General features: G+C 73.6%; 20 protein-coding genes. 9 read left to right on the top strand and 11 right to left on the bottom strand.

Annotation, left to right across the window (positions count from 1 at the left end; all coding sequences use genetic code 11):
- Positions 1 to 52: 52 nt before the first annotated feature.
- Together L3X23_RS34220 and L3X23_RS34215 are read right to left on the bottom strand one after the other, a co-directional pair.
- A complete protein-coding gene (locus tag L3X23_RS34220; RefSeq protein WP_237197824.1) occupies positions 53 to 1,060 on the bottom strand; it encodes an NAD(P)H-dependent glycerol-3-phosphate dehydrogenase in 1,008 nt (335 codons plus the stop codon).
- A complete protein-coding gene (locus tag L3X23_RS34215; protein ID WP_237197822.1) occupies positions 1,057 to 1,782 on the bottom strand; it encodes a 1-acyl-sn-glycerol-3-phosphate acyltransferase in 726 nt (241 codons plus the stop codon). Before L3X23_RS34215 ends, L3X23_RS34220 begins: the two co-directional genes overlap by 4 nt.
- Before the next feature lie 56 nt (positions 1,783 to 1,838).
- On the opposite strand from L3X23_RS34215, the gene cofC reads away from it, so the two are divergent.
- The 8 genes from cofC to L3X23_RS34175 all read left to right on the top strand — a co-directional run bounded on the left by cofC (position 1,839) and on the right by L3X23_RS34175 (position 14,171).
- The gene (gene cofC / locus L3X23_RS34210) at positions 1,839 to 2,453 is read left to right on the top strand and encodes a 2-phospho-L-lactate guanylyltransferase (protein WP_237197820.1); all 615 of its coding nucleotides are present in this window, start codon (positions 1,839 to 1,841) and stop codon (positions 2,451 to 2,453) included.
- A gap of 445 nt (positions 2,454 to 2,898) precedes the next feature.
- The gene (locus L3X23_RS34205; protein WP_237197818.1) at positions 2,899 to 4,302 is read left to right on the top strand and encodes a glycosyltransferase family 2 protein; all 1,404 of its coding nucleotides are present in this window, start codon (positions 2,899 to 2,901) and stop codon (positions 4,300 to 4,302) included.
- A gap of 148 nt (positions 4,303 to 4,450) precedes the next feature.
- Positions 4,451 to 7,054 (top strand): alpha/beta fold hydrolase, encoded by a 2,604-nt coding sequence (locus L3X23_RS34200; RefSeq protein ID WP_237197817.1) that lies wholly within the window; start codon positions 4,451 to 4,453, stop codon positions 7,052 to 7,054.
- Between the two features lie 22 nt (positions 7,055 to 7,076).
- Positions 7,077 to 8,858, top strand: coding sequence for a PIG-L family deacetylase (locus L3X23_RS34195; protein ID WP_237197814.1), 1,782 nt, complete (start codon positions 7,077 to 7,079; stop codon positions 8,856 to 8,858).
- An 81-nt stretch (positions 8,859 to 8,939) separates the two neighbouring features.
- The gene (locus L3X23_RS34190) at positions 8,940 to 9,845 is read left to right on the top strand and encodes a beta-1,6-N-acetylglucosaminyltransferase (RefSeq protein ID WP_237197812.1); all 906 of its coding nucleotides are present in this window, start codon (positions 8,940 to 8,942) and stop codon (positions 9,843 to 9,845) included.
- Positions 9,845 to 11,344, top strand: coding sequence for a lipopolysaccharide biosynthesis protein (locus L3X23_RS34185; RefSeq protein ID WP_237197810.1), 1,500 nt, complete (start codon positions 9,845 to 9,847; stop codon positions 11,342 to 11,344). The genes L3X23_RS34190 and L3X23_RS34185 overlap by 1 nt, the downstream gene beginning before the upstream one ends.
- A complete protein-coding gene (locus L3X23_RS34180; protein WP_237197809.1) occupies positions 11,341 to 11,793 on the top strand; it encodes a hypothetical protein in 453 nt (150 codons plus the stop codon). Before L3X23_RS34185 ends, L3X23_RS34180 begins: the two co-directional genes overlap by 4 nt.
- Positions 11,790 to 14,171 carry a hypothetical protein gene (locus L3X23_RS34175; RefSeq protein WP_237197806.1) on the top strand — a complete coding sequence of 794 codons (2,382 nt, stop codon included), beginning with the start codon at positions 11,790 to 11,792 and terminating at the stop codon, positions 14,169 to 14,171. Before L3X23_RS34180 ends, L3X23_RS34175 begins: the two co-directional genes overlap by 4 nt.
- A gap of 31 nt (positions 14,172 to 14,202) precedes the next feature.
- Here L3X23_RS34175 and L3X23_RS36470 read toward each other — a convergent pair whose 3' ends face one another.
- From L3X23_RS36470 to L3X23_RS34155, 4 genes are read right to left on the bottom strand one after another with little or no spacing between them, the layout of a single operon-like run.
- Entirely contained in the window at positions 14,203 to 15,150 is a 948-nt protein-coding gene (locus tag L3X23_RS36470; protein ID WP_237197804.1) for a glycoside hydrolase family 16 protein, read from the bottom strand.
- Positions 15,147 to 15,944, bottom strand: a complete 798-nt coding sequence (locus L3X23_RS34165) for a glycoside hydrolase family 16 protein (RefSeq protein WP_237197802.1) — start codon at positions 15,942 to 15,944, stop codon at positions 15,147 to 15,149. The genes L3X23_RS36470 and L3X23_RS34165 overlap by 4 nt, the downstream gene beginning before the upstream one ends.
- On the bottom strand, positions 15,941 to 17,083 hold the full coding sequence (locus L3X23_RS34160) for a glycosyltransferase family 4 protein (protein WP_237197800.1): 1,143 nt from the start codon (positions 17,081 to 17,083) through the stop codon (positions 15,941 to 15,943). The genes L3X23_RS34165 and L3X23_RS34160 overlap by 4 nt, the downstream gene beginning before the upstream one ends.
- Positions 17,080 to 17,643, bottom strand: coding sequence for a hypothetical protein (locus L3X23_RS34155; RefSeq protein WP_237197799.1), 564 nt, complete (start codon positions 17,641 to 17,643; stop codon positions 17,080 to 17,082). The genes L3X23_RS34160 and L3X23_RS34155 overlap by 4 nt, the downstream gene beginning before the upstream one ends.
- 263 nt (positions 17,644 to 17,906) lie before the next feature.
- Here L3X23_RS34155 and L3X23_RS34150 point away from each other — a divergent pair, with 263 nt between their 5' ends.
- The gene (locus L3X23_RS34150; protein ID WP_093089007.1) at positions 17,907 to 18,638 is read left to right on the top strand and encodes a GntR family transcriptional regulator; all 732 of its coding nucleotides are present in this window, start codon (positions 17,907 to 17,909) and stop codon (positions 18,636 to 18,638) included.
- On the opposite strand, the gene L3X23_RS34145 is transcribed toward L3X23_RS34150, so the two are convergent.
- From L3X23_RS34145 to L3X23_RS34125, 5 genes are read right to left on the bottom strand one after another with little or no spacing between them, the layout of a single operon-like run.
- A complete protein-coding gene (locus L3X23_RS34145; RefSeq protein ID WP_237197797.1) occupies positions 18,635 to 20,302 on the bottom strand; it encodes an ABC transporter substrate-binding protein in 1,668 nt (555 codons plus the stop codon). The genes L3X23_RS34150 and L3X23_RS34145 overlap by 4 nt on opposite strands.
- 38 nt (positions 20,303 to 20,340) lie before the next feature.
- Positions 20,341 to 21,198, bottom strand: a complete 858-nt coding sequence (locus L3X23_RS34140) for an ABC transporter permease (protein WP_093089009.1) — start codon at positions 21,196 to 21,198, stop codon at positions 20,341 to 20,343.
- 3 nt (positions 21,199 to 21,201) lie between these two features.
- Complete coding sequence (locus L3X23_RS34135; RefSeq protein WP_237197795.1) at positions 21,202 to 22,248, bottom strand: ABC transporter permease; 1,047 nt, start codon at positions 22,246 to 22,248, stop codon at positions 21,202 to 21,204.
- Complete coding sequence (locus L3X23_RS34130; RefSeq protein ID WP_237197793.1) at positions 22,245 to 23,027, bottom strand: ABC transporter ATP-binding protein; 783 nt, start codon at positions 23,025 to 23,027, stop codon at positions 22,245 to 22,247. Before L3X23_RS34130 ends, L3X23_RS34135 begins: the two co-directional genes overlap by 4 nt.
- A complete protein-coding gene (locus L3X23_RS34125) occupies positions 23,024 to 23,914 on the bottom strand; it encodes an ABC transporter ATP-binding protein (protein WP_237197790.1) in 891 nt (296 codons plus the stop codon). The genes L3X23_RS34130 and L3X23_RS34125 overlap by 4 nt, the downstream gene beginning before the upstream one ends.
- Positions 23,915 to 23,928 lie beyond the last annotated feature (14 nt).

Below are 23,928 nucleotides of genomic sequence, written 5' to 3'. Positions count from 1 at the left end.
CCGTCTCCGTGAGCGGCGATAGTCGCCATGGCGACTATCGCCGCTCACGGGGTCATTCCGCCTTCGGTGCGCGGGAGATCAGCTCCTTGGCCATCTCCCGCGCCGAGTAGCCCTCGTGGCACACCCGCCGGACGGCGTCGGCGATCGGCAGCTCCACGCCGTGCCGCTCCCCCAGCTCGCAGATCGACAGGCAGGACTTCACGCCCTCCGCGACCTGCCCGTGGTTGGCCGCCTCGGCCTGGGCCAGCGACTCGCCCCGGCCGAGGTGCTCGCCGAAGGTCCGGTTGCGGGACAAGGGGGACGAGCACGTCGCCACCAGGTCGCCGAGCCCGGCGAGCCCCGCGAACGTCAGCGGGTCGGCGCCCAGCGCGGCGCCGAGCCGGGAGGTCTCGGCCAGCCCGCGGGTGATCAGCGAGGCGCGGCTGTTGTCCCCAAGCCCCATCCCCGCGGCGATCCCGACGGCCAGCGCGATCACGTTCTTCCCTGCCCCACCGAGCTCGCACCCGACGACGTCGGTGTTCGTGTAGGACCGGAAGTAGTCGTTCGACGTGGCCGCCTGCAGGGCGAGCGCGCGCTCGTGGTCGGAGCAGGCGATCACCGTGGCCGTCGGCTCCCCGGCGGCGATCTCGCGCGCCAGGTTCGGCCCGCTCACCACCGCGACCTGGGACGACGGCACCTCGGCCACCTCCGCGATCACCTCGCTCATCCGCTTGAGCGTGCCCAGCTCCACACCCTTGGCCAGCGAGACGAGGGTGCGCCCGGGCGGCAGCAGCGGCTTCCAGTCGGCGAGGTTGCCCCGCAGTGTCTGCGAGGGCACCGCCAACACCACGGCGTCCACGCCCGAGAGCGCCGCGGCGGCGTTCGTCGTGGCGGACACGGTCTCGGGTAGCCGGATCCCGGGAAGGTAGTCCGGGTTCTCGCGGCGCTCGGACACCGCGGTGGCCACCTCGGGCCGCCGGGCCCACAGCACGACCTCGCGGCCCGAGTCCCCGACGACCTTCGCGAACGCGGTGCCCCAGGAGCCGGCGCCGAGGACGGCGACGCGCGCGAGGGCCGTCACGAGTCGGTCTCCGGAGCGGCGACGGGGGCGTGGCGGTAGAAGTCCGCGGGGGCGGTCTCCCCGCGCACCTCGGCGAGCAGCTCCCGGCACCGGGTCATCATCAGGTCCGTCACCTCGCGCAGCACGGTGGCGTCGACGGGCTTGCCCCGGTAGGCGCTCAGGTCGATCGGCGCACCCCCGCGGACGTGCACCGTGGTGCGCGGCAGCGGACGGAAGCGCTTGCGGTAGTGGTCGTAGATCTCCCGGGTGCCCCAGTGCACCACCGGGATCACGGGGACGTCCGAGCTGAGCGCGAGCCGGGCGGCGCCCGTGCGGGAGTGCATCGGCCAGCCGTCGGGGTCGCGGCTGATCGTGCCCTCCGGGTAGATCACCACGACCTTCCCGTTCGCGAGCCCGGCGATCCCGTCTCGCAGGCTCTGCTGCGCGTCCGCCGAGTCGCGGTGCACGGGGATCTGCTCGGACCCGACGAGCACCTTCCCGAACACCGGGACCCGCCAGAGGCTCGCCTTGGCGAGGAACCGCGGCACCCGGCGCGCGCTGTGCACCCACAGGGCGGTGTAGAGGGGGTCCAGGTAGGAGATGTGGTTGGCGACGACCAGCGCCCCACCCGTGGCGGGCAGGTACTCCCGTCCCTCGTACCGGGGGCGCCCCACCAGCCACGACGACGGGTAGAACACCGCCGCCGCGAGGTCGACCCAGAAGCCACCCTTCTCGCGCGTCACGCCCCTGATCCTTCCTTGTCCCGTTACCCGAGGTCCACCCGCCTAGAATCATCCACGTGCGTGCCGGACTGGTGGTGCCCGTCAAGGGTCTCGACCGCGGGAAGTCGCGCCTGCGGGGCGCCGCGGACGGCGGTGTCGGCGACCCCGCGCGGCACGCGGAGCTGGCCCTTGCGCTCGCCCTGGACACGATCGACGCCGCGCTCGCCGCGCCCTCGGTCGCGGAGATCGTCGTGGTGACCGACGACGAACGCGTCGCCGCGGCGCTGACGGGCACCGTCCGCGTCGTGCGGGACGAGCCCGCGGGCGGGCTCAACGCCGCCTACCGCCACGGCGCGGCGGCCCTCTCGGCGGGGCTCGCCCGGGGCGCCCTCCAGGCCGACCTCCCCGCTCTGAAGCCCGAGGAGCTGGAGGCCGCGCTCGCCGGGCACGCGCGCGCCTTCGTCGCGGACGCCGCGGGCACCGGCACCACGCTCCTGCTCAGCCCTGCGGGCACCCCGCTCGACCCCCGCTTCGGCCCCGGCTCCGCCGCCGCACACGTCGCCTCCGGCGCGGTCCCGGTCGGCGGCGGGCTCCCGGGCCTGCGCCGGGACGTGGACACCGAGACCGACCTGCGCGAGGCCTGCGCCCTCGGCGTCGGGGTGCGCACGCGCGGACTGTTCGTCTGCGGCTGATCCACTACCGCCTGACAGCCTAATTGTCTGTGGGACGAATGCAGCACATTCTCTCATTCACCGAGGGAACCTGTGATGCCCTTCACAATTGAGCAACCCATTCGCGGATCCACGAATATCACCTTCCATTGACGCACGCATTCCGCGGACGCGCAGCGTGGACGGACGAACGCCTGACCGGCCAGTACCGTTGAACGACAAACAACTACCGCTCACCATCGGACGCCACGCCGCCGTAACGGCGTAGCGCGATTTCACGACGGCAAGTCCGGTACGTCCGCTCCCCTTTCCGTGGAATCTGTTCGACCGGTGCCCGCCATCCGGCGGGTGCGCGACCATGCCGCAACGACCGCGACACGAGTCCGTCTGGAGGAACGATGAGTAGACCGGTGGACCTCGGCCCGTCGCGCCGCGCTTCGGAACAGGTGGACGAGGGAGGCCGCGCGTGACCCTCCTCCCCGGTGCACCCGAGCCCGATCTCAGCGCCGAGATCGAGCGTGCACTCGCCGGGATCCCCGTCCCGCGCGAACCCGAGGCCGTGCCGCCGGCCCGCAGGCCGGCGAAGGTCCTGGTCGTCGACGTCGAGGCGGGCGCCCCCGACCTCGAGGCGCTCGTGCCGCACTACCAGCAGGCGTGGGTGCTGCTCCGCCGGGGCGGCCGTCCGTTGCGGCTGGTCGAGGTCGACCTGGCGCCGGATCGGATGGGCGCCCGCGAGGAGTTCCGGACCCTGGTCTCGGACCTGGCGGCGATCCCCGTCCCGCGCCGCGAGTGGCCGCTCGCGCTACCGAGCGTCTCCGTGGTGATACCGACCGTCGGAACGCGGGTGGACGAGCTCGCCGACTGCCTGCGGGCGCTGTCGGCCTCGCACCGCGGGAACCTCGCAGGCTTCGAGATCATCGTCGTCGACAACCGGCCGCCGCACCTCGTCGACGCGACCGTCCGTGCCGTCTGCGCACGGTTCCCGCTGGTCAAGACGGTGCGCCAGCCGATCGTCGGGATCTCCGCGGCGCGCAACGCAGGCGTCCGCGCCGCGACGGGCGACATCGTCGCCTTCACCGACGACGACGTCCAGGTCGACCCCGGCTGGGTGGCGGCGATCGCGGACCGGTTCGCCCGCAACCCGGGGTTCGATGCGGTGACCGGCCTGGTCATGCCCGCCGAGCTGGAGACCGACCCCCAGGTCTGGTTCGAGCGGTACTACGGCGGGTTCGCCTCGGAGCGGATCCTCGCCCCGGTCTCCTACCGGATCGACTCGACCGGCCCGAGCTGGACCCGGTCGACCGTCGTCGCCCGCTCGGAGGCCGCCGAAGAGGTGCGCCGCTTCGCGCTCTACGGGGCCGGGGCCTGCGGCGCGGGCTGCAACATGGCGTTCCGCCGCGCCACGCTGCTGGAGCATCCCTTCGACGAGGCGCTGGGCACCGGGACACCCGCCCGCGGCGGCGAGGACCTCGCGGCACTGATCGGCGTGCTCTGGCGCGGGGCGGCGATCGGGTACGAGCCCGCCGCGCTGGTCCACCACCGCCACCGCGAGCACTACACCGAGCTCCGCAGCCAGATGGTCGCCTACGGCACCGGGTTCGTCGCCACCATCGCGGGGCTGCTGGCCCACGATCCGCGGCACGGCCTCGCGCTCGGCGTCCAACTGCCCAAGGCCCTGGCGCGGTTCACCGCGTCGACCGCGGTACGCCTGTCCGGACGCCGCCCGGAACCGGGGATGGTGTCCCTGTCCTCGGCGGACCGGATCGCCAGCTACCCCCCGGAGCTCACCCGCGACGAGCTCGGCGGCTACCTCCGGGGGCTGCCCGCCTACGTGCGCTCCCGACGACGTGCCCGCCGGATCGGGGTCTAGCGTGCCGACGACCGACGGCTTCTCCCACCGCTCACCGGACGGGATCTCCCCTTCGTCGCGGCGAGCCACCCGGGCGGTAACCCGTCTGCGGGAGCGGGCGACAAGCGGGATGGCGCACCGGACGCCAGGAACGGCCACGATCCACCACGTGACGACGGGGGTTCCCCACCAGATGGAGACGACGAGCGCGCCGACGACGAGCGCCCCCGGCTTCGACTTCCGCACCACCACGGTCGCCGACCGGTGGGCGGAGACGGTCTCCCGGTTCGGCGACCGCGCCGCCCTCGTCGACACACCGGACACGCGGACCTTCGCCGAGGTCGACCGCGAGGCTCGGGCGCTCGCCGACCGGATCGCGGCGGCCGTGCCCGCAGGCTCGGACGCGCCGGTGGTCACGTTGGTGGACCAGGACGGCGACGGCGTGACCGCGCTGGTCGGCGTGCTGCTCAGCGGTCGGGTGCTCGTGCAGCTCGACGTCCAGCTGCCCGCCGCCCGGCTGCGCGCGATCTGCGACGTCGTCAGGCCCGCCCTGGCGGTGACCGCCGAGGCGCACGCCGCCCTCGCCGCCGAGCTGGGGCTGCGGTCGGTCGCGGTGCGCCCGACCGGTGACGCGCTGCCCCACCCCCGGCCGCCCGCGCTCACACCCCGCGCGGACGGGGTCGTCGCCGTGGTGTTCACGTCCGGGTCGACCGGGCGCTCCAAGGGGGTCTGCTACCGCGGTCCGCAGATCCTCAAGGACGCGGCGAACAGCGGCCGCGGATTCGGCCTGGCCCCGGGAGACGTCGTCGCCCAGGTGCTCCCGTTGTCCTTCGCCGCGGGCTTGATCAGTGCGTTCTCCGCGCTGCTCAACGGGGCAGCGCTGCTGTGTCACGACCCCCGCACCGACGGCGTCCGCGAGCTGCCCCTGCGGATGGTCCGCAACCGGGTCACGACGCTGCTCTGCACCCCACACCTGCTGAGGTCGCTGCTCGCCGAGCTGCCGGCGAAGCGGCCGCTGCCGCACCTGCGCACCGTCGCCACCTGCGGCGAACCCATCTACCACGACGACTGCGTGTCCGCGTTCGAGCACCTTCCGCTCCCGGCCCGGCTCTACAACTGGACCGGCTCGTCGGAGGTGGGGGTGCTGTCGATGCACGAGGTCCTGCGCACCGACGACAACCTCGTCGTCCCCGCGGGCGGGGTCTACGACGGGCTCGAGGTCCGTGTGGTGGGTCCCGACGGGGAGCCCGTCGAGCCCGGCGAGCTCGGCGAGATGCACGTGCGGTCGGAGTACATGAGCGGGGGCTACTGGGAGGCCGAGGAGCTGAACCGGGAGAAGTTCGGGACGGACCCGGACGGCACCCCGGTGTTCCGGTCCGGAGACCTGGCCCGCCTCACCGACGGCCTCCTCACCCTGCACGGGCGGATGGACGCCGGGGTGAAGATCCGCGGCTACCTGGTCGACCCCAGCGAGATCGAGGCCGCCCTGCGCTCGGCACCCGGCGTCCGGGAGTGCGTGGTGACCGCCACCCACTCCCCCGGTGGGCCGACCCGGCTCGTGGCGTACGTGGCGCAGGACCCGGGCCACCGCACGTCGTCGCGAGCCGCGCTGCGGCTGCACCTGCGCACGGTGCTGCCCTCCTACATGGTCCCGTCGGCGATCGAGCTGCTGCCCGCGCTGCCCCGCAACGAGCGCGGCAAGGTCGACCGGGCGCAGCTGCCCGCCCCGAGCCGGGAACGCGTCGAGCCGACGGCGCCGCAGACCCGGTGGGAGATGGTGCTGGCCGACATCTGGGCGCAGATCCTCGGCCTGGAGTCGCTCGGGGTGAACGAGGACTTCACCGACCTCGGTGGGGACTCGCTGACCGCGCAGGCCATGGCCGCCGAGGTGACGACCCGCACCGGGGCCGCGGTCCGCCCGTCGGACCTGGTCGCCGCGCCGACGATCCGCGAGTTCGTCGCGCTGCTCGAGGCGCGCACGCCCACCCTCCCCCACCACCCGGACCTGTTCGTCCTGGCCGACCGCGGAACCGACCGCACACCGGTGTTCTGCTTCGCGGGTGGCGGTGCGCTGGCCCTGACCTTCCAGCCGCTCGCGCGCCATCTCACAGACCGCTCGGTCTACGCCTTCCAGTCCCACGGGCTGGAGCGGCGCGCCGTCCCGGACTGGTCGGTCGAGGCCGCCGCCACCCGGGCCCTGGAACTGCTGCGCGTCGTGCAGCCCACCGGGCCGTACGTGCTGCTGGGTCACTCGTTCGGTGGGCTGGTGGCGCTCGAGGTCGCGGCCGCGCTGGCCGCGGCGGGCGAGACCGTCGAGCTCCTCGGGCTGCTGGACACCTACTTCCCCGGCCAGGACCCCGCCGGGTTCACAGCGTCGAGCCCCACCCCGGTCCGCTCGCCCTCGGCCTGGGCGCGCAGGCGAGCCGTCCTGGAGGGCGTCCTCCCCGAGCGGATCCCCGCGCCGTCGACGTGGCCGCGACACCTGCGGGCCCGGCTCGCGGGCGTGGTCCCGTTCGGCGAGGAGAACTTCGCGGCGTTCTTCGACCACGCGAAGATCATCAGCAAGCGGTACGCGCCCGCCCACTTCGGGGGCAGGCACCTGCTGGTCCTCGCCGAGGGCAACCCGAACGGCGCGGCGGTCTGGGAGCCTTACCTGACCGGCGCGGGCCGGGTGACCTCGCTGGACTGCGAGCACAGCTCGCTGCTGCGCGAGCCGCACGCCCGCTCGGTGGCGGACGTCGTCGCGCACGAGCTCCGGGAGTCCGGGCGCTGAGCCCACTGGTACGGCGATGGCGATGAGCTCCGTGTTCCGCGGGCGGCACCTGCCCGCCGCATTGGCGTGTGGTGCCGTCGTCGCCCTCGTCGTGGTCGCGATGCTCGGTGTCACCGCGCGGGCCGACACCCGGTCGTGTGCGGCCGGGTCCACCGTCACCGTCCTCGCCCACCAGGACGACGACCTGCTGTTCCAGAACCCGGACGTGGCCACCGACATCGCGTCGGGCGCCTGCGTCACCACGCTCTACGCCACCGCCGGGGACGCGAACGAGTCCGCGAGCTACTGGCAGAACCGGGAACGGGGCGCCCAGGCCGCGTACGCCCGGATGGCCGGTGTCCCGGACGAGTGGCGCTCCACCCCGCTGCGCTTCGCGGGCCGGGACGTCGCCTCCGTGACGCTGTCCGACGCACCGCGGATCCGGCTGGTCTTCCTCCGCCTGCCCGACGGCCAGGTCGACGGCGGCGGCGGCTCGAACTCCGGCTTCCAGAGCCTGCAGAAGCTCTGGGCGGGCGAGATCCCGTCGATGACCGCCGTCGACGGCACCGCGACCTACACCCGCGACGAGCTCACCGGCGCCGTCACCACGCTGCTCGCCGAGGTCGGCGCCACGACCGTGCGCACCCTGGACTTCGACGGGCGCTACGGGGACGGCGACCACAGCGACCACCACACGATCGCCTACCTCGCCCGCCAGGCCTCCGACGCCTACCCCGCGCCGCACCGGCTCCTCGGCTACCTCGGCTACCCGGTCGTCGACCGGCCCGCGAACCTCGACGGCGCGACGACCGCGCGCAAGACCGCGCTCTTCTTCGCCTACGCCGCGAACGACCGGTTCACCTGCGCGGACGCCCTGGCGTGCAGCGTCCGGCAGGAGTCCGCGTGGCTGCCGCGGCAGTACACCGTGGGCCAGCCGGACCCGGCGCCGCAGGAGGACCGGGTCGACCTGGCCACCTCGGCGACGCTCACGGCGTCGTCGGAGGACCTCGCCACGGGGCAGATCGCGCGCAAGGCGGTCGACGGCGTGATCGACGGCTATCCCGGGGACTACACCAAGGAGTGGGCCACCCGGGACGGCGGCGCGGGCAGCTCGCTCGAGCTCTCGTGGCCCGCGCCGGTCACCCTCGACCGGATCGTGCTCTGCGACCGGCCCAACGCCGCGGACCAGGTGCTGTCCGGCACGCTCACCTTCTCCGACGGGAGCACCGTCGCCGTGGGCGCGCTGGTGAACACCGGCGAGCCGACCGTCGTCGACTTCCCGGCCCGCACCGTCGACCGGGTCCGCTTCACCGTGGACACCGTCAGCGACTCGACCCGCGCCGTCGGGTTGGCCGAGATCCAGGCGCTCGGCCCGCGCGCGGCCGCGGAGGTGGTGGCGCCGGGTCAGGACGTCGCGGGCATGGCCGCGGCCACGGCGTCGTCGCAGGACACGGAGACCGGGCAGCGGGCCGCCGCGGCGCTCGACGGCGTCGTCGCCGGCTTCCCCGCCACGCCCGGCGCCGAGTGGGCGACCGTGGGCGGACGGGAGGGGAGCTGGCTGCAGCTGGACTGGCCCGCCCCCGTGTCGGTCGACCAGGTCGTGCTGCACGACCGCCCGAACCCCGAGGACCAGATCCTCGCGGGCACCCTCACCTTCTCCGACGGCAGCACCGTCCCCGTCGGGGCGCTGGCGAACGACGGGGCGGCCACCCCGGTCCGCTTCCCCGCCCGCACCGTGACCAGCGTCCGCTTCACCGTGGACGCCGTCAGTCCCTCCACTCGAGCGGTCGGTCTCGCCGAGATCGCCGTCACAGCGGGCTCGTGATCCCGTGACGCGCGCAACGCCCGCGGCCCGGCGCGCGATCTCCCTGTCGAGGCCGCTCCCCCACCGTCCCCTCGGAGAACCATGACCGTCGCCGCTGCGCCCGCTAGCCTCGCGTGCGTCGTGCTGGCCCACCAGGACGCGGCGCAGGTCCGCAGGCTCGTGCGAGCGCTGGACCCGTTCCCGGTGTTCCTGCACTGCGACAGCCGCACCCCCGAGCGCGTGTTCGAGGCGATGACCCGCGACCTGCCCGCCCGGTGCATCGTGCTGCCCCGGATCGCGACGGGCTGGGCCCGCTGGGAGAACGTGGCCGCCGAGCTGGCCGGCTACCGGGCCGCCCTGGCCGCCACCCAGGCCACCCACGTGGGCCTGTTCACCGGCACCGACTACCCGATCGTCTCGACCGCGCACGTCTCGGCGTTCCTGGAGGGCCACCGTGGCCGCTCGATCGCCCGGTACCGGCTGCTGCCCATCCCGGACTGGGGCCGGGGCGGGGGTCGTCCCCGGCTGCGTTACCGGCACCGCGCCGTGCGCAAGCACATGATCCGCATACCGGTGCCGCGCAGGCTGCCCGCCGGGATCGTTCCCGCGGGCGGGGCGCAGATGAAGATCCTCGCCCGCGAGCACGCCGCCGCGCTGCTCCGGTTCGTCGACGCCCGCCCGGACGTCGTCGACTTCTGGCGGTCCACCTGGATCGCCGACGAGACGTTCGTGGGTTCCGTGCTGCACAGCCCGGGTGTCGTCCCGGACTGGGCCGCGGAGAACACGTCGCGGGACCTGTGGTGGCAGGGTTGGGACGGCAGCCCCAGCAAGAGCCCGCCCTTCCTCGACATGAGCCACCTCGACTGGCTGCACGCCGCGCGCGCGGGCACCGTGGAGGGCGGCGACGGCATGCCCAAGCTCTTCGCCCGCAAGTTCGCCACCCTGACCAGCGGGGAGCTGCTGGACACGGTCGACCGCACGCTGCGCGCCAGCCCGGTGGCCCGCTGATGTCGGAGACGACGGTCGAGCTCGCCGCGAAACCCGCGGGCGGGGGCGGCGGCCTGTTCGGCCGCGGGCTGCTCTACGTGGTCGTGTGGTCCGCGCAGCTGGTCGGCTCGACCCTGATCTCACCCGTCCTGGCCCACCTGCTCGGGCCCACGGACTTCGGCGAGCTCGCCTCGGCCATCGCCCTGCACCAGATCCTGCTGATCCTCGCGGTGGTCGGGATCGACCAGGCGCTCGTGCAGCAGCGCGCCGAGGACGGGGACGATCTGCGCGCCCGCGGGCTGATCACCGTCGGCCTCGCCGTGGCGACGGTGGTCACGGCGGTGGTGTGGACGACCGGCCCGTTGTGGAGCGCGGCCGCGGGCTTCTCCGGTTTCTCCTCGCTGCTCGTCGCGACCGTGCTCTGGACGGTGCCGGCGGGCGGGGTCCAGCTCGCCCTGGGGCTGCTGGTCGCCCAGGACCGCTTCCGGGCGTTCGCCGTGGTCAGCGGGCTCGCGGCGATCGGCGGGCAGGTCTTCGGCCTGGGTCTGGTCGCCTGGCTGGGGCCGCGGGCGGACGTCTACGCCTGGGGCGGGGTGATCAGCCAGTTCGCCGCCCTGGCGGTGGGGCTCGCGCTCGTCCGGCCACGGCTGCACGGTCTGCTCGACCGCCGCACGGCCTGGGCCGCGGCGCGGTTCGGGCTGCCGCTCGCGGTCAGCATGGTGTTCATGTTCGTGCTGAACGCCGGGGACCGCGTGGTCATCCAGCGGATGCTCGGCGCCGCGGAGGTCGGCCGCTACCAGATCGCCTACACCGTGGGCTTCGTCGTGACCCTGCTCGTGGGATTCACCAGCCAAGCGTGGATGCCGCGCATCGCCGGCATCCGGGACCGCGCCGCACGGCTGCGGACGGTCGCCTGGTCGCGGGACGAGTCCTACCTGCTCGTCCTGCCGGTCGTCCTCGGCATCACGGTCGCCGCACCCACCGTCCTGCGGATCGTGGCGCCCGCCGAGTTCGCCCCGAGCACGCTGGTGGAGCTGGTGTTCCTGGTGGCCGTCTGCGCGCTGCCGTCGGTGGCGGCCGCGGCGTCCGGGAAGGTCCTGTTCACCGAGCGGCGCACGCGACCCCTCCTGGTGGTCGCGGCGGTCGCCGCGACGGCGAACATGCTGCTGACGGTGGTGTTGCTGCCGGTCCTGGGGATCACCGGAGCGGCGCTGGCCACGCTCGCCGCCTTCCTCCTTCAGGCGGGCCTGCAGCACCGCGCCGTGCCCCGCGCCCCCCGTCTGGCACGCACGCCCGTCTGGGTGCTCGCCACGGTGTTCGGGGTGTGCCTGATCGGCTGGGCCTCGACGCACCTGCCGCAGACCGGCCCGTGGGAGATCGGACGGTGGGTGCTCACCGCCGCGTGTGTGGCCTGGTTCCTGCAGCGGCTGCGGGCCTCGCGCACCGCCTCCCCGCCCGACGCCCACCCCGCCGGCCCTGCCGACTCGCCGACCGTCCCGCTGCCGAGGACGCCGTCGTGATCGCCGCCGTCGCCGTCCTCGCCGCGCTCGCCGCCGCCGCCGTGCTGGGGCGGCTCCGGGTCGTGCAGGAGAACCGGCGCGGCACCCCCTCCGGGCTGGTCCTGTCCGCGCGGGTCGGTGTGTTCGGGGCGGTGGGCCTCCTGGCGTGCGTCGCGCCCGCCCTCACCCTGCTGCCGACTGCGGTCGGGGCGGGCCCGCTGCTCGTGATGCTGCTCGTCGCGCCAGGCCTCGCCGTGGTCGGGTTCCGTGCGCCCGGCGATCCGCTGGACACGCTGGTGCTCGCGGTCGCGGCGAGCATGACCGCGCTGGTCCTCGGCGGTGTCACGATGCTGGCCGTCGGCGTCTGGGCACCCACCATGCTGACGATGTTCGCGGCCGTCACCGCGGGGCCGCTGCTGGCCTGGCACGCCCTGGGGCTGGCCCGCGCCGCGGCGGTGGCCGGCCGGTGAGTGCCCTGATCAACGACCCGTCGGCGCCGGGGCCCGCGGGTTCCGATCCCGGGGACGACTCGGGTCGGCACCGTCGCCGCAAGCCGGTCGTGCCCGCTCAGCGGCGCGGACCGCGGACGGTTCGGCCCGCGGACATCCTGGCCGCGGCCGGACTGGAGGGGCTGGTCCCCGCGCCACGCCGTTCGGCCGAGGGCGAGCAGGCGACCACCGCCCTGCCTCCGGTCGAGCCGTCGACCACCGCGCTGCCCGCCGTCGAGCCCCCGACGAGCAGGCTGCCCGCGGTCGAGCCGCCGACCACCGCCGTGCCCGCGGTCCCCCGGTCCGCTCCGCGGCGCCCTCCCGCTCCCGTGCGCCGGCCCGCGTCGCGCCCGGCGCTGCCCCGCCCGGCGCCCCCGCGCGCCGCGCCCTCCCCCTCCGTGCCCTCCCCCTCCGTGCCCATTCCGGTCGCCGCACCCGGACGGCCTGCCGCACCGCAGCCCGCGCCCACGCCCGTCCCCGCACCGGCGCCCTCCTCCGCGGAGCAGCGGTCCCCGGGTCGCCGGAGCGCGGCCGTGCACCTCGGCGTGCTCGCGGTCGCGGCGGGGTTGTGGGCCTTCTCGATGGGGCGCATCGACCTCGCCGCGCTCGACGACTACGGACTCGTCTCCGTCCTCCCCGTCACGTTCCTGGTGGCGCTGGGCACTGTGCTCGGTGCCTTCGCCTGGGCCGTGGTCCGCCGCGGCACGCCGCCGTGGGTGGCGCAGCTGCACGTCCTGGCGCTCGTGGTGTTCCTGCACGGCACGGCGATGCTCAACGCGGTGCCGAAGTTCGCCTACGCCTACAAGCACCTGGCGGTCATCGACTACATCCAGACCTTCGGCGACGTCCACCGCAACGTCGACATCTACCACAACTGGCCCGGGCTGTTCGCCGCCGTCGCCCTGGTCAGCGACGTCTCCGGGATCCCGGCGCCCACGCTCGCGAACGGGATGGTCCCGTTCTTCATGCTCTGCCACGTGCTGGCGGTCCGCTACCTCGCCCGTGGCCTGACCCGGGACCCGCGGCGGGTCGCCGCCACCATGTTCGTGTTCGTGCTCGGCTCCTGGTTGGCCCCGACCTACGTCGCGCCGCAGTCCCTCGGCTACTTCCTCACGCTCGTCATCGTCGGCACCGTGGTGCGGTTCGTGCCTTCCCGGCCCGGCCCCCGGCGTGGCCCGCTGGGGGCGCTCAGCCGCGGTCTGCAGCGGGGTACGGACCGGATGACCGAACGGTTCCGGGTGCTCCGCGCCCTCACCGAGCGGGACGCGGTGCAGGAGACCACCTCGTTCAGCCTGCGGGCCGCCGGGCCGCCACGGGCGCTCGCGGTCGCGCTGGTCCTGGCGATGGCCGCAGCGATCGTCGTGAGCCACCAGCTGACACCGTTCTTCCTGGTCGTGGCGTTGTCGGTGCTGGCGTTCCTCCGCCGGGCGGGCTCCTGGTGGCTGCCCGTGGCGGTCGTCGCGCTGACGGTCGGGCAGATCGTGCTGTCCTGGGACTACGTCGCCGCCCACCAGACCCTGTTCACCTTCGACGCGGCCTACAACCTGGCCAACAGCGGGACGAGCGGCCCGGGCCCGGGATCGGCGGGGCACCAGTTCGTCGGGCTGACGTCACGGGTCCTCAGCGTGGTGCTCGTGCTGGCCGCGGGCCTGGGCTGGTTCCTGGTGGGCCGCCACCGCCGGGAGAGCTGGATCCTCCTGCTCGCCCTGACCCCGGCCACCCTGATCCTCGTCCAGTCCTACGGCGGCGAGGGCGTCTACCGGATCTACGTCTTCATGTGTCCGTGGCTGGCCTACCTGGCCTCGGGTCTGCTCGCTGCGCCGGTCCACCGGCTGCGCAGCCGCGCGGGCGAGCTGGTGCGCATCGGGGCCACGACGGTGGCCGGGCTCGTCGCCACGGCCCTGCTGCTCTTCGCCGGGTTCGGGCTGGACCGGGTCAACGCCATCCAGCCGCAGGAGGTGGACGCGGCGCGGTGGTTCGAGTCCACGGCGACGCCGGGCAGCCTGTTGACGATGCTGATGTCGAACTACCCCATCCCGCTGACCGCCCGCTACTCCGCGTTCCTCACGGCCGACTACCGGTGGGGCGGGGAGATCATGAGTGACCCGCGGTTCGTCGGCCGCGCGCTGACCGCCGCGGACGTGCCCGCCGTGCTGCAGGCCGTCGACGAGTGGCGGGGACAGGGCCAGTCGGCCTACATCGCGATCGGCCCGAGCCAGGTCGCGTACGCCGAGGGCTACGGCTTCGCGCCGCCCGGGACGCTACAGGCGTTCACCGCCGATCTGGTGCGGGACCCACGCGTGCGGATCGCCTTCCAGGAGGGCGACGCCGTCGTGCTCGAGGTCCGCCCGCCCGGGTGACCGGGACCCGACGCGCGGGCCCCGGCCCGCGTCACAGGGCGTAGATCCGCACCCAGTCGACGTCCATCACCGTCTCGGTCGGCCGGTCGCTCGCGGCGGGGATCCAGTCGAGCTGGATGGTCTGGTACATCGGGCCCGGCGGCAGGTGGGACACGTCGTCGTCGACGAAGACCTCGCGGCCGTCGATGAAGCCGCGCATGCCCTGCGGCGTCCATTCGACGGCGTAGTTGTGCCACTGCGTGATGTCCACGGGCGTGTAGCCCTTGGTCCAGGTGTTGCTCGCGCCCGCGAGGTAGTTGAACTGCGCACCCGCGTCCCCCGCGGCCATCTCGGCGAAGTCGACCTCGCCGTCCCCGGGCCAGTCGTTGCTGATCGGCCACAGGGCGAGCACCGGGTGGTAGTCCGGGTGCCCGTACGGCACCCGCATCCGGACCTCCCACCGGCCGTACTGCTGTCCGGGCCAGAAGCTCATGCCCGCGGTGGTGCCCTGGTCGTCCCCGGTCAGCCGGAGCACGCCGTTCGCCACCGACGCCTGACCCGGGCTCCGCACGCCCAGGCCGTTGTGTCCCGCCCCGTCGTAGAGCGCCCAGCGGTCGCGGCTGACCGCGGTGCCGTCGAACTCGTCGCCCAGGACCGGTGCACCCCAGCCGCGGGCCACCGCGGCCTGCGTCCGGTCGGCGGCGGGCGCCGCCCGGGGGGCCACCGCGGGTCTGGTGCTCGCCGGTGCCCGCGAGGGAGCCGCGGTCGTCGTGGTCGTCGTGGTCGTCGGAGGAGCCTGCGACGACGTGGGTGAGGCGGCGGTCGTCTCGGGCGTCTGGGTGACCTCCCCGCCGCGGGCCACCAGCTCGCTCTCGGTGACCCCCGGGCCGCGGTTGCCGAGGTACAGCACGATGGAGGCGAGCGCGAGCACGACCAGGGCGGCCGCGCCCGCCGCCACCGGTCCCCGTCGGCTCTCCTTCGGCGCAGCGTGTCTCGTCACGCGGCACCTGCCGGCACCGGGTAGATCCGCACCCAGTCCACGTCCATCACCGTCTCGGTCGGCCGCTCGTCGACGTAGGGGATCCAGTCGAGCTGGATGGTCTGGTACATCGGGCCCGGCGGCAGGTGGGACACGTCGTCGTCGACGAAGACCTCGCGGCCGTCGATGTAGCCCCGCACCCCCTGCGCGGTCCACTGGACGGCGTAGTTGTGCCACTGCGTGATGTCGAGGTCGACCCGAGACTTCGTCCAGGTGTTCGTGGCCCCGGCGAGGTAGTTGAACTGCGCACCCGGGTCGGTGGCGGCCATCTCCGCGTAGTCGATCTCCCCGCCGCCGGGCCAGTCGTTGTTCTGCGGCCACAGCGCGAGCACCGGGTGGTAGTCCGGGTGCCCGTACGGCACCCGCATCCGCACCTCCCAGCGGCCGTACATCTGCCCGGGCCACATGCTCAGCCCGGCGGTGGTGCCCTGGTCGTCCCCGGTGAGCCGCAGGACCCCGTCCGCCACCGTCGCCTGCGCAGGACTGCGGACGCCCTGGTTGTTGTGGCCCCCGCCGTCGTAGACCGCCCACTGGCCGAGATCCACCGCCGTGCCCGTGAACTCGTCGACCCGGACCGGCGCACCCCAGTCCTGCGCCACCGCAGCCTGGGTGAGGTCAGGGGCCGCCTGGGCGAGCCCGACCGTCCCGGTGTTCCGGGCGCCGACGACGACGGCCACCACGGCCGCCACCACCAGCACACCCACGCCGAGCACCAGCGGCCCACGCCGACGCGTCGTCGGCGCTCCGTGCCTCATCCCGCCACCTCCGCCAGGATCCCTTCCAGCCGCGAGATGCGCGGCTCCATCGCGAACCGGGTGGCGACGTGCGCGGCGCACGCGTCCGCCAGTCCCGGCTCGTCCCTGCGCCAGTCGAGCAGGCGGCCCAGCGCCAGGGCGAGCTCGGTGACCGCCCCGGGCTCGACCAGGAACCGGGCCAGGTCCCCGGTGAGGATCTCCGGGACCGCGCCGACGCGGGAGGCCACCACGGGCCGTCCGGTGCCGAGCCCCTCGACGACCACGCGGCCGAAGGCCTCCGGCAGGAGGCTGGGGAACGCGACCACGTCCGCGGCGTGCAGGAAGGGCACGACGTCGGTGGCCAGGCCGAACAGCCGGTACGACGCCTGCGGCACCGTCTCCAGCGCACGGGTGAACGCCGGGTCGGGATGCGGGTGCGAGTCGACCAGGACCAGCAGGGCGTCCGGTCGGGCGGCGGCGAGCCGCCGCCAGGCCTCGACCAGGACGAGCGCCCCCTTCGCCTCGGTCATCTGGCCGTAGCCCAGCACGATCGGCGGGTCGGCGGGCAGGTCGAGGGCGCGGCGCGCGGCCGCCCGCTCGGCGAGGCCGCCGACCGGATGGCGGGCCGGGTCGAGCGCGTTGTGCAGCACGGAGATCCGGTCCTCCGGCACCCCCAGGTCCACGTAGGCGCGTCGGACGAAGTCCGACACCGCGACCAGGTGCGCCACCCCGGCGGTGACCAGCCGCTGGCGGCGGTATACCGGCGGACCGTGCAGGTGGCAGACGATCGGGCAGCGCGCCGCGCGGGCCACCACCTGGCCCCACACGATGTGCTCCGCCCGGTTGAGCCACAGCACGTCCGGCCGCCGGGAGCGGGCCCACCGGGCCGCCGGAACGTGTCGTCGGACGTCGGTGAGAGCGCGCGCGGGCGAGAAGTCGAACCGGAACGGCCCGCCCAGTCCGACGCCGCCCGCCTCGTAGGGCGTGCGCAGCGAGCCGTCGGCGCCGAACGCGACGTCGACGTGGTGGCCGCGGCGAGCGAGGGCGAGGCTGTCCTCGAAGGTGCAGACCTCGACCCCACCGTAGGGCTCGAGCGCGGCCTGGTGGGCGAGCACCTTCAGCGCGCGCACCCCCGTGGACGTCGGGGTGTGTCCGGTCACGGAGCCACCGGTGCCGACCCTCGTGGAGCGGCCTGCGGGGGCACCTCGACCGGGGCCTCGACAACCGCGGGGGTCCCGCGCACCACCCCGCCCGCGGGCACGTCCCGGGTGACGAGCGCCAACGCGGCGATCCGGGCGTCGTCGCCGACGTGGATGTCCCCGACGACCACGCAGCCGGCGCCGAACTCCACCCGCGAGCCCGCGGACGCCACCCCACGCTCGGTGCCGTCCCGACGCGTCGTGTTCCCGATGGTGACGTGCTGTCGCAGCACGCAGTCGCTCCCCAGCCGCACGCCGGGGTTCAGCACCAGCCCGTGCGGGTGGAAGATCCGCAGCCGCGGGCCGACCTCGAGCTCGGCGGGCAGCTCCACGCTCAGGAACAACGAGCTGAACAGGCGGTAGAAGGCGCAGTACCACCGTCCGACGGCGCCCCACCGGCGCAGGGCCCACTGCGCGGAGCGGAACCACGCGAGGATCAGCTGCGTGTCCCGGTAGCCGGCGTTGACCGACCAGTCCTGGAACACGTGCCTCGCCAAGGACCGCGGCCCAACGGACGCCATCCGCACACCCCTCTCGCCACGCCCCCCGGGTGTCCGTTGGGCCCGAGGAGTGATCGCGGAGCGCCCGTCGTTCGTTGCGGGCGCGCGGCCTGTGAGCCCACCCCGTCGGTGACCGTGGCCAACGGTTCGGCGGACGGTGTGTCCGGGGAGTAGGCACACCCCACATCGCGTGAGCCGAGCCGTTCCCCGCGACCGCCGCCCCGGCTATCCTCGCGGGTGGGACCCCAGCGCCGCGGTGTAGGTATCTGGGAGAGGTATGGCGCATGGACGTCCCCGCTCAGGCGCGGCGGCACCCCCGGTCGGTCGGCGGGCCCAACGAGCCCCGGAACCGCTCGGCCCGGCTGGTCCACCAGCTCATCCGCTCCTCGATCAAGTCGGGGCTGCTGCGCGCGGGCGACCCGCTGACCGAGGACGACCTCGTGCAGCAGCTGCGGACCACGCGCTCGTCGGTCCGGTTCGCCCTGCAGCTGCTGGCGGACGAGGGGCTGGTCACCCGGCAGCGCCGGATCGGCACGTACGTGCACGCCAAGCCCGTGCAGATCCCCATGCAGGACGTCGTGGACACCCAGGCGGGCGGGCCGCTGGACTACCGGCTGATCGGGGACGACACGTTCCCCGCGCACGGGCTCATCCGCAGCCGCATGCCCACCGACCGCTCCCAGCTGCGGATGATCGAGTACCTCATCTCCAGCGAGGGCACCACGATCGGCACCCTGGTCGCCTTCCAGATCGACCCGAGCATCGACATGTTCGAGCACCGGTCCGCCATCCACGACATCGCCACGACGTTCGAGGCCATCTACGGCAGGCCGTTCGGCCGGATGCAGACGTGGATCGACGCCGTCGACGCGGACGAGCAGACCGCGGCCCTGCTCGGAGTCAGCCCGGGGGCGGGGCTGCTCGTGCGGGACCAGACCCTGTCCGACGCCGACGGCGTCATCCACGAGTTCGCCTACGCGCACTATCGCGCAGACATGGTGTCATTCCACAGCTAGGGCGACACCGTCCCGAAGTTGAAGTAGTCGATCCAGTTGTCCGAGGTCCAGGCGTAGCCGGTGATCCGGCTGGAGACCAGCACGTTCGGCTGCACCTGCCCGATGAACACGATCGGCGCCTCGTCGAGGTACATCTTCTCCGCGGCGTTCCAGGCCTGGCCCGCCTGGTCGGACAACGCGTCCGGCAGGGTGTTGCCGTAGGCGAGGGCGTCCTGGAAGGGCTTGTAGTACCAGTCCGCGAAGTTGTTCGCGCCGTTCGGGGCCGTGTAGACGAGCAGCTCGTACGGCGGGGTGAGGGTGATCGCGTAGTCCCGCAGGATGAAGGCCTGCGAGGTGTGGTTGGTCCGCTGCTGCGCGAACTCCGACGCGGGCATCTCGTCGATCGTGATGTCGAACCCGGCCGCCTTGGCCTGGGTCTGGATCTGGATGGCGGCCTCGCGGACGTCCGGCTCGGCCGCCGACACGGCCAGGGTGAACCCGACGCCGTTCGGGAACCCGGCCTGCGCGAGCAGGGCCTTCGCCTTCGCCGGGTCGTAGGTGTAGTCGGGGAACCCGGCGTTCGAGTAGCCCGGCGCGTCGTCGAGCAGGAAGCCCGGGCCCTTGCGCTGGGCGAGGCCGCGGTAGACGTTGTCGATGATCTGCTGGTAGGGCGTGGCGTAGGCCATCGCCTGCCGGACCAGCGTGTTGTCGAAGGGCGCCTTGTTGGTGACCAGCGGCATCATGATGTAGGTGTTCGGGTTGCTGACCTGCGGCGCGATCAGGTTCGGGTCCTGCGACAGCGTCGCGGAGTCCGCGGGGGTCACGTTCTCGGCCAGGTCCGCGTCACCGTTCTTGACGGCGTTGGCACGGGTACCGGGGTCGGGCACGATCCGGATGTTGATCGTCTTGACCTTCGGCGGGCCGAGCACGAAGTCGTCCCGGGCGGTCATGGTCACGGACTGGCCGGGCTTGTAGTCGGTGACCTTGTAGGGCCCGAAGCCGTAGTTCGGGTTCTGGGCGGACCACTTGACCGCGTACGGGTCGTCCGGGGTCACGTGCTTCTTGAGCTCCGTGCTGTCGTAGATCTGCCCGCACAGGTCCGAGAGCAGGGCGAGGAACGTGGTGCCCAGGCCCGCCTGCGGGATGGTGATGGTGAAGGTCTTGTCGTCGATCTTCTTGATCTGCTGGGCCGGGTCGGTCAGCGACGGCGCCATGATGCCCGCGGCCAGCGACCCCGGCGTGCCGAACTTGCGCTCGTAGCTCCACAGCACGTCGTCGCTGGTGATCTCGTTGCCCGAGGCGCTGATCGCGTTGGAGAGGTGGAAGGTGTAGGTGAGCCCGTCCGGGCTGACCTCGTAGCTCGACGCGAGGTACGGGCCGTAGTTGTAGACGTCCTGTTGCTGCACTCCGCGGCCCTGCGGGGAGTCGACGAACGGCTTGCGCAGCAGCGTGGCCTGCACGTTCTTGCCCGGCTCGAAGCCGCCGAAGCCGTCGTCGAGGGTCCAGGTGATGCCGGTGTCGGGGGTGACGATCGTCATCGACGCGCCGTCACCGCCCGCGGCGGTGCCCGGGTTGTTCGCCGACGAGGAACAGGCCACGGCGAACGCCGTCACCGCGGCGAGGGCCAGGGCGGCGCGGGACCGTCTCCATCGACCGGTCCCCCCGGGGGAGCGGAGTGCGGACATGGGTGTCTCCTTCTTCTGGGTGAGTGGGGGGAGGTCGGTCAGTCGTCACCGAAGAGCCGGCGACCCACGCCGGACACGGCGAACACGGTGAGGGCGAGCGCGACGGCGGGGAACAGCGCCGACCACCACCGGCCGGAGGCGGCGCCCGGGGCGCCGATCGCGATCATCGAGCCCCACTCCGGGGTCGGCGGGTGCAACCCGACGCCGAGGAACCCCAGCCCCGCGGTGAGCACGATCGCCGAGCCGAACACCAGCGAGGCGTTCTCGAGCGCGGGCCAGGACGAGTTGGGCAGGACGTGCTTGGCGATCAGCACGAGCTCGGAGTCCCCGGAGACCCGCGCCGCGTCCAGGTAGGCCTCGCCCCGCACCCGCAGGACCTCGGCCCGGACCAGCCGCGCCTGGTTGGGGAGCAGGCAGACCGTCAGCGCCACCGTGAGCGACGGGATCGAGGCGCCGAAGAACGCGATCAGGACCAGGCCGATGATGATCGCCGGGACGGCCTGCACGAGGTCGAGCGCGCGCGAGACCCCGCGGGCCAGGGTGCCGACCGGACCGCGCCGGGACTCGTTCATCCCCACGACGAGCCCGATCAGGATGCCCAGCGAGGTGGCCAGCACCGTGGTGATCAGCCCGATCAGCAGGTTGTTGCGGGTGGCGGCGATGGTCCGGGAGAACACGTCCATGCCCGCGGAGTCGGTGCCGAACCAGTGCGCGCCGCCGGGCGGCAGGTCCGGCCGGTCCACGACGTCGATCGGACTGAAGGGCACCAGGACCGGACCGAGCACGGCGAGCAGCACCAGGATCGCCGCCGGGACCAGGGTGACCGACGCGATGCCGGGCCGCCTGGTCCGCCTGCGCCGCGTGTCGCGGTCCGGGGTGTCGAGAGCGAGGGCCACGGCTCAGCCTCCGGCGGTCGCGACGCCGGGGCGGCGCCGCGGATCGAGGGACATGGTGACGACGTCGACCAGGAAGAACACGATCAGCGACACCGCGCCGACCACCAGCAGGAACCCGCGCAGCGCCACGAAGTCCGCGCGGGTGACGGCCTGGACCGCGTACTCGCCCATCCCCGGGATCGCGAACAGCTGCTCGACGACGACCGCCCCGCCGACCATGAACCCGAAGATGGTGCCGAACATGGCGATCGTGGACGGCAGCGCGCGCCGCCCGACGCTGAGCAGCACCATCGGCCGCGAGGCCCCGGACGCGATGCGGAACCGGGTGGCCTGGGCGCTCTTGGCCTGGTCCAGGGAGCGGATGAACAGCTTGAGCAGCATCGGTGCGTAGGCCACGACGAGCACCCCGATCGGCAGCCAGAGGTGCTGGATCATCGACGACATCAGCACGGTGTCGCTGGAGAGCAGCGCGTCGAGGAACGGGAAGCCGGTGGTGCGCGGGGGTGCGTTGAGCGAGGTGGCGTAGCGGCCGATCGGGGCGGGCGCCCAGTGCAGGACCGAGTAGAAGACGAACACCCCGGCCACCCCGAGGCAGAAGTCCGGCACCGCGCCCGCGGCCCGGGCGTAGGAGGCGATCACGCGGGACACCGCGTTGCGCGGCCGGAGCACCACGAGGAACCCCAGGGCCAGCGCGAGCAGCGCGGAGATCGTCATCGCCATCACCGCCAGCTCGACGGTCTCCGGCAGCCGGGTGCTCATCTCGTCCATCACGCCGATGCCACTGATGATCGAGTTCCCGAAGTCCAGCCGCACCGCGTCGCCCAGGAAGGTGGTCAGCTGCACCCAGATCGGGTCCGCGAGCCCGAGCGAGGCCCGGGTGGCCTCGTACTGCTCGGGGGTCATCGGCTGCCCGCCCGAGAGCACCGCGACCGGGTCGCCGGGGATGAGCTTGACCAGGAAGAACACCACCAGGGCGAAGATCAGCAGGTGCAGCGGCAGGACCGCGAGCCTGCGGACCCACCAGCCGTTGCGCGTCCAGAGGTGCGTCATGAGGGCACCCCCTCGGTCACGCGGTAGGCGTCGACCAGCGTCTGGGTGTAGGGGTGCTCGGTCTCGAACAGCACCCGGCCGACCGGCCCGCGCTCCACGACCCGACCCTGGTACATCACGACCAGCTCCTCGGAGATGAACGCGGTGGCGGGCAGCCCGTGGGACACGAACACCAGCCCCGCGTCGTGGTTCTCGCAGTGCTCCTTGAGCAGGTTCAGCACGGAGCCCTGCACGGACACGTCGAGCGCCGAGACGGCCTCGTCGCAGACGATCACCGTCGGCTCCACCACGAGCGCCCTGGCGATCGAGAACCGCTGCCGCTGCCCACCGGAGACCTGGTGCGGTTTGCGCGCGGCCAGCGCGGGGTCGAGCGAGAGCGCCTCCAGGGTGCGGTCGATGGCCGCGTCCGCCGCCGCGGTGTCCAGCTCGAGCAGGTTGTGGCAGGGCTTGCGCAGCGCGTCCCGCAGCGTGCGCCGCGGGTCGAAGGACGACGACGTGTCCTGCGCGACGAGCTGCACCTGCCTGCGGAAGGCCCGCAGCGCGGGGGCGGACATCGAGGCGAGCGGCACCCCGTCGAACTCCACCGAGCCCGTGGTGGGGTGGTCCAGGCCGAGCATCATCCGCACGACGGTGGACTTGCCCGACCCGGACTCCCCGACGATCCCGAGCCGGGTCGAGGAGTCCACCAGCAGGTCCACCCCGTCGACGGCGGCGTGCTCGGCGCCGCCGCGCCCGCGGAACACCCGTCGGACGTCGGTGAACTGGATCGTGGCGCTCACGCGGGCACCCCGTCGATGCGCGCCATCGTGGGCAGCCGCTTCCAGTCCGCGTTCTCCAGCCGCGGCACGCAGGCGATCAGGCCGCGCGTGTAGGCGTGGGTGGCCGTGTCCGCCAGGGTCCGCGACGGGCCCTGGTCCACGACCCGGCCCTGGTACATCACCACGGTGCGGTCGGTGAACGCCTGGCACAGCGCGATGTCGTGGCTGACCATCAGCAGCGCCGCGCCCAGCTCCTCGGTCAGCTCGACCATGAGCTGCATCAGCTCCCGGGACAGGGTGGCGTCGAGCGCGCTGGTCGGCTCGTCCGCGATGAGCAGCCGCGGCCGCGCGCTGAGGGCGATCGCGATCATCACGCGCTGCCGCATGCCGCCGGAGAGCTCGTAGGGCCGGGCCGCGAGCACCCGCTCGGTGTCGTGCAGCCCCACCCGGCGCAGCCAGTCCGCGGCGCGCGCCCGGACCTCCTTGCGCGAGAGCTTCTCGTTGTGCCGGATCACCGCGCACAGCTGCTGGCCGACCGTCCACACCGGATCGAGCGAGGTCATGGCGTCCTGGAAGACCACGCCCACACCGGTGATCCGCTCCGGGATCGCCCGGGCGCGGCGCGCCCGCAGGTCCGCCCCGGCGAACGCCATCGCCTCGGCGGAGACCTGCGCCTCCGGCGCGAGGAACCCCGCGACGGCCATGCAGGCGTTGGTCTTGCCGGATCCGGACTCCCCCACCACGGCGACCTTGTCGCCCGGGCGCAGGACCAGGTCGACGCCGTCGACCGCGGTGAACGGGCCGGTCGGGGTGGGGTAGGTGATCGTCAGGCCGCGCACCTCCAGCAGGGCGTCGGGCTGCGGGGTCGGGGTGGCCTGGGCGGACTCTTCCAGGGCACTGGTCGTCATGGGGCTCCTCGGCG

It is taken from the genome of Pseudonocardia sp. WMMC193 (genome assembly GCF_021728735.1).
GTDB lineage: Bacteria > Actinomycetota > Actinomycetes > Mycobacteriales > Pseudonocardiaceae > Pseudonocardia > Pseudonocardia oroxyli.
The sequence above is the reverse complement of the archived record's forward strand: the minus strand, read 5'-3'. Positions and strand labels throughout refer to the sequence as shown.

Excerpts from the sequence above, each read along its gene's own strand:
- L3X23_RS34195 (WP_237197814.1), top strand. The coding sequence starts at position 7,077 with ATGAGCTCCGTGTTCCGCGGGCGGCACCTGCCCGCCGCATTGGCGTGT.
- L3X23_RS34190 (WP_237197812.1), top strand. The coding sequence starts at position 8,940 with ATGACCGTCGCCGCTGCGCCCGCTAGCCTCGCGTGCGTCGTGCTGGCC.
- L3X23_RS34185 (WP_237197810.1), top strand. The coding sequence starts at position 9,845 with ATGTCGGAGACGACGGTCGAGCTCGCCGCGAAACCCGCGGGCGGGGGC.
- L3X23_RS34165 (WP_237197802.1), bottom strand. The coding sequence starts at position 15,944 with ATGAGGCACGGAGCGCCGACGACGCGTCGGCGTGGGCCGCTGGTGCTC.
- L3X23_RS34155 (WP_237197799.1), bottom strand. The coding sequence starts at position 17,643 with ATGGCGTCCGTTGGGCCGCGGTCCTTGGCGAGGCACGTGTTCCAGGAC.
- L3X23_RS34150 (WP_093089007.1), top strand. The coding sequence starts at position 17,907 with ATGGACGTCCCCGCTCAGGCGCGGCGGCACCCCCGGTCGGTCGGCGGG.
- L3X23_RS34145 (WP_237197797.1), bottom strand. The coding sequence starts at position 20,302 with ATGTCCGCACTCCGCTCCCCCGGGGGGACCGGTCGATGGAGACGGTCC.
- L3X23_RS34135 (WP_237197795.1), bottom strand. The coding sequence starts at position 22,248 with ATGACGCACCTCTGGACGCGCAACGGCTGGTGGGTCCGCAGGCTCGCG.
- L3X23_RS34125 (WP_237197790.1), bottom strand. The coding sequence starts at position 23,914 with ATGACGACCAGTGCCCTGGAAGAGTCCGCCCAGGCCACCCCGACCCCG.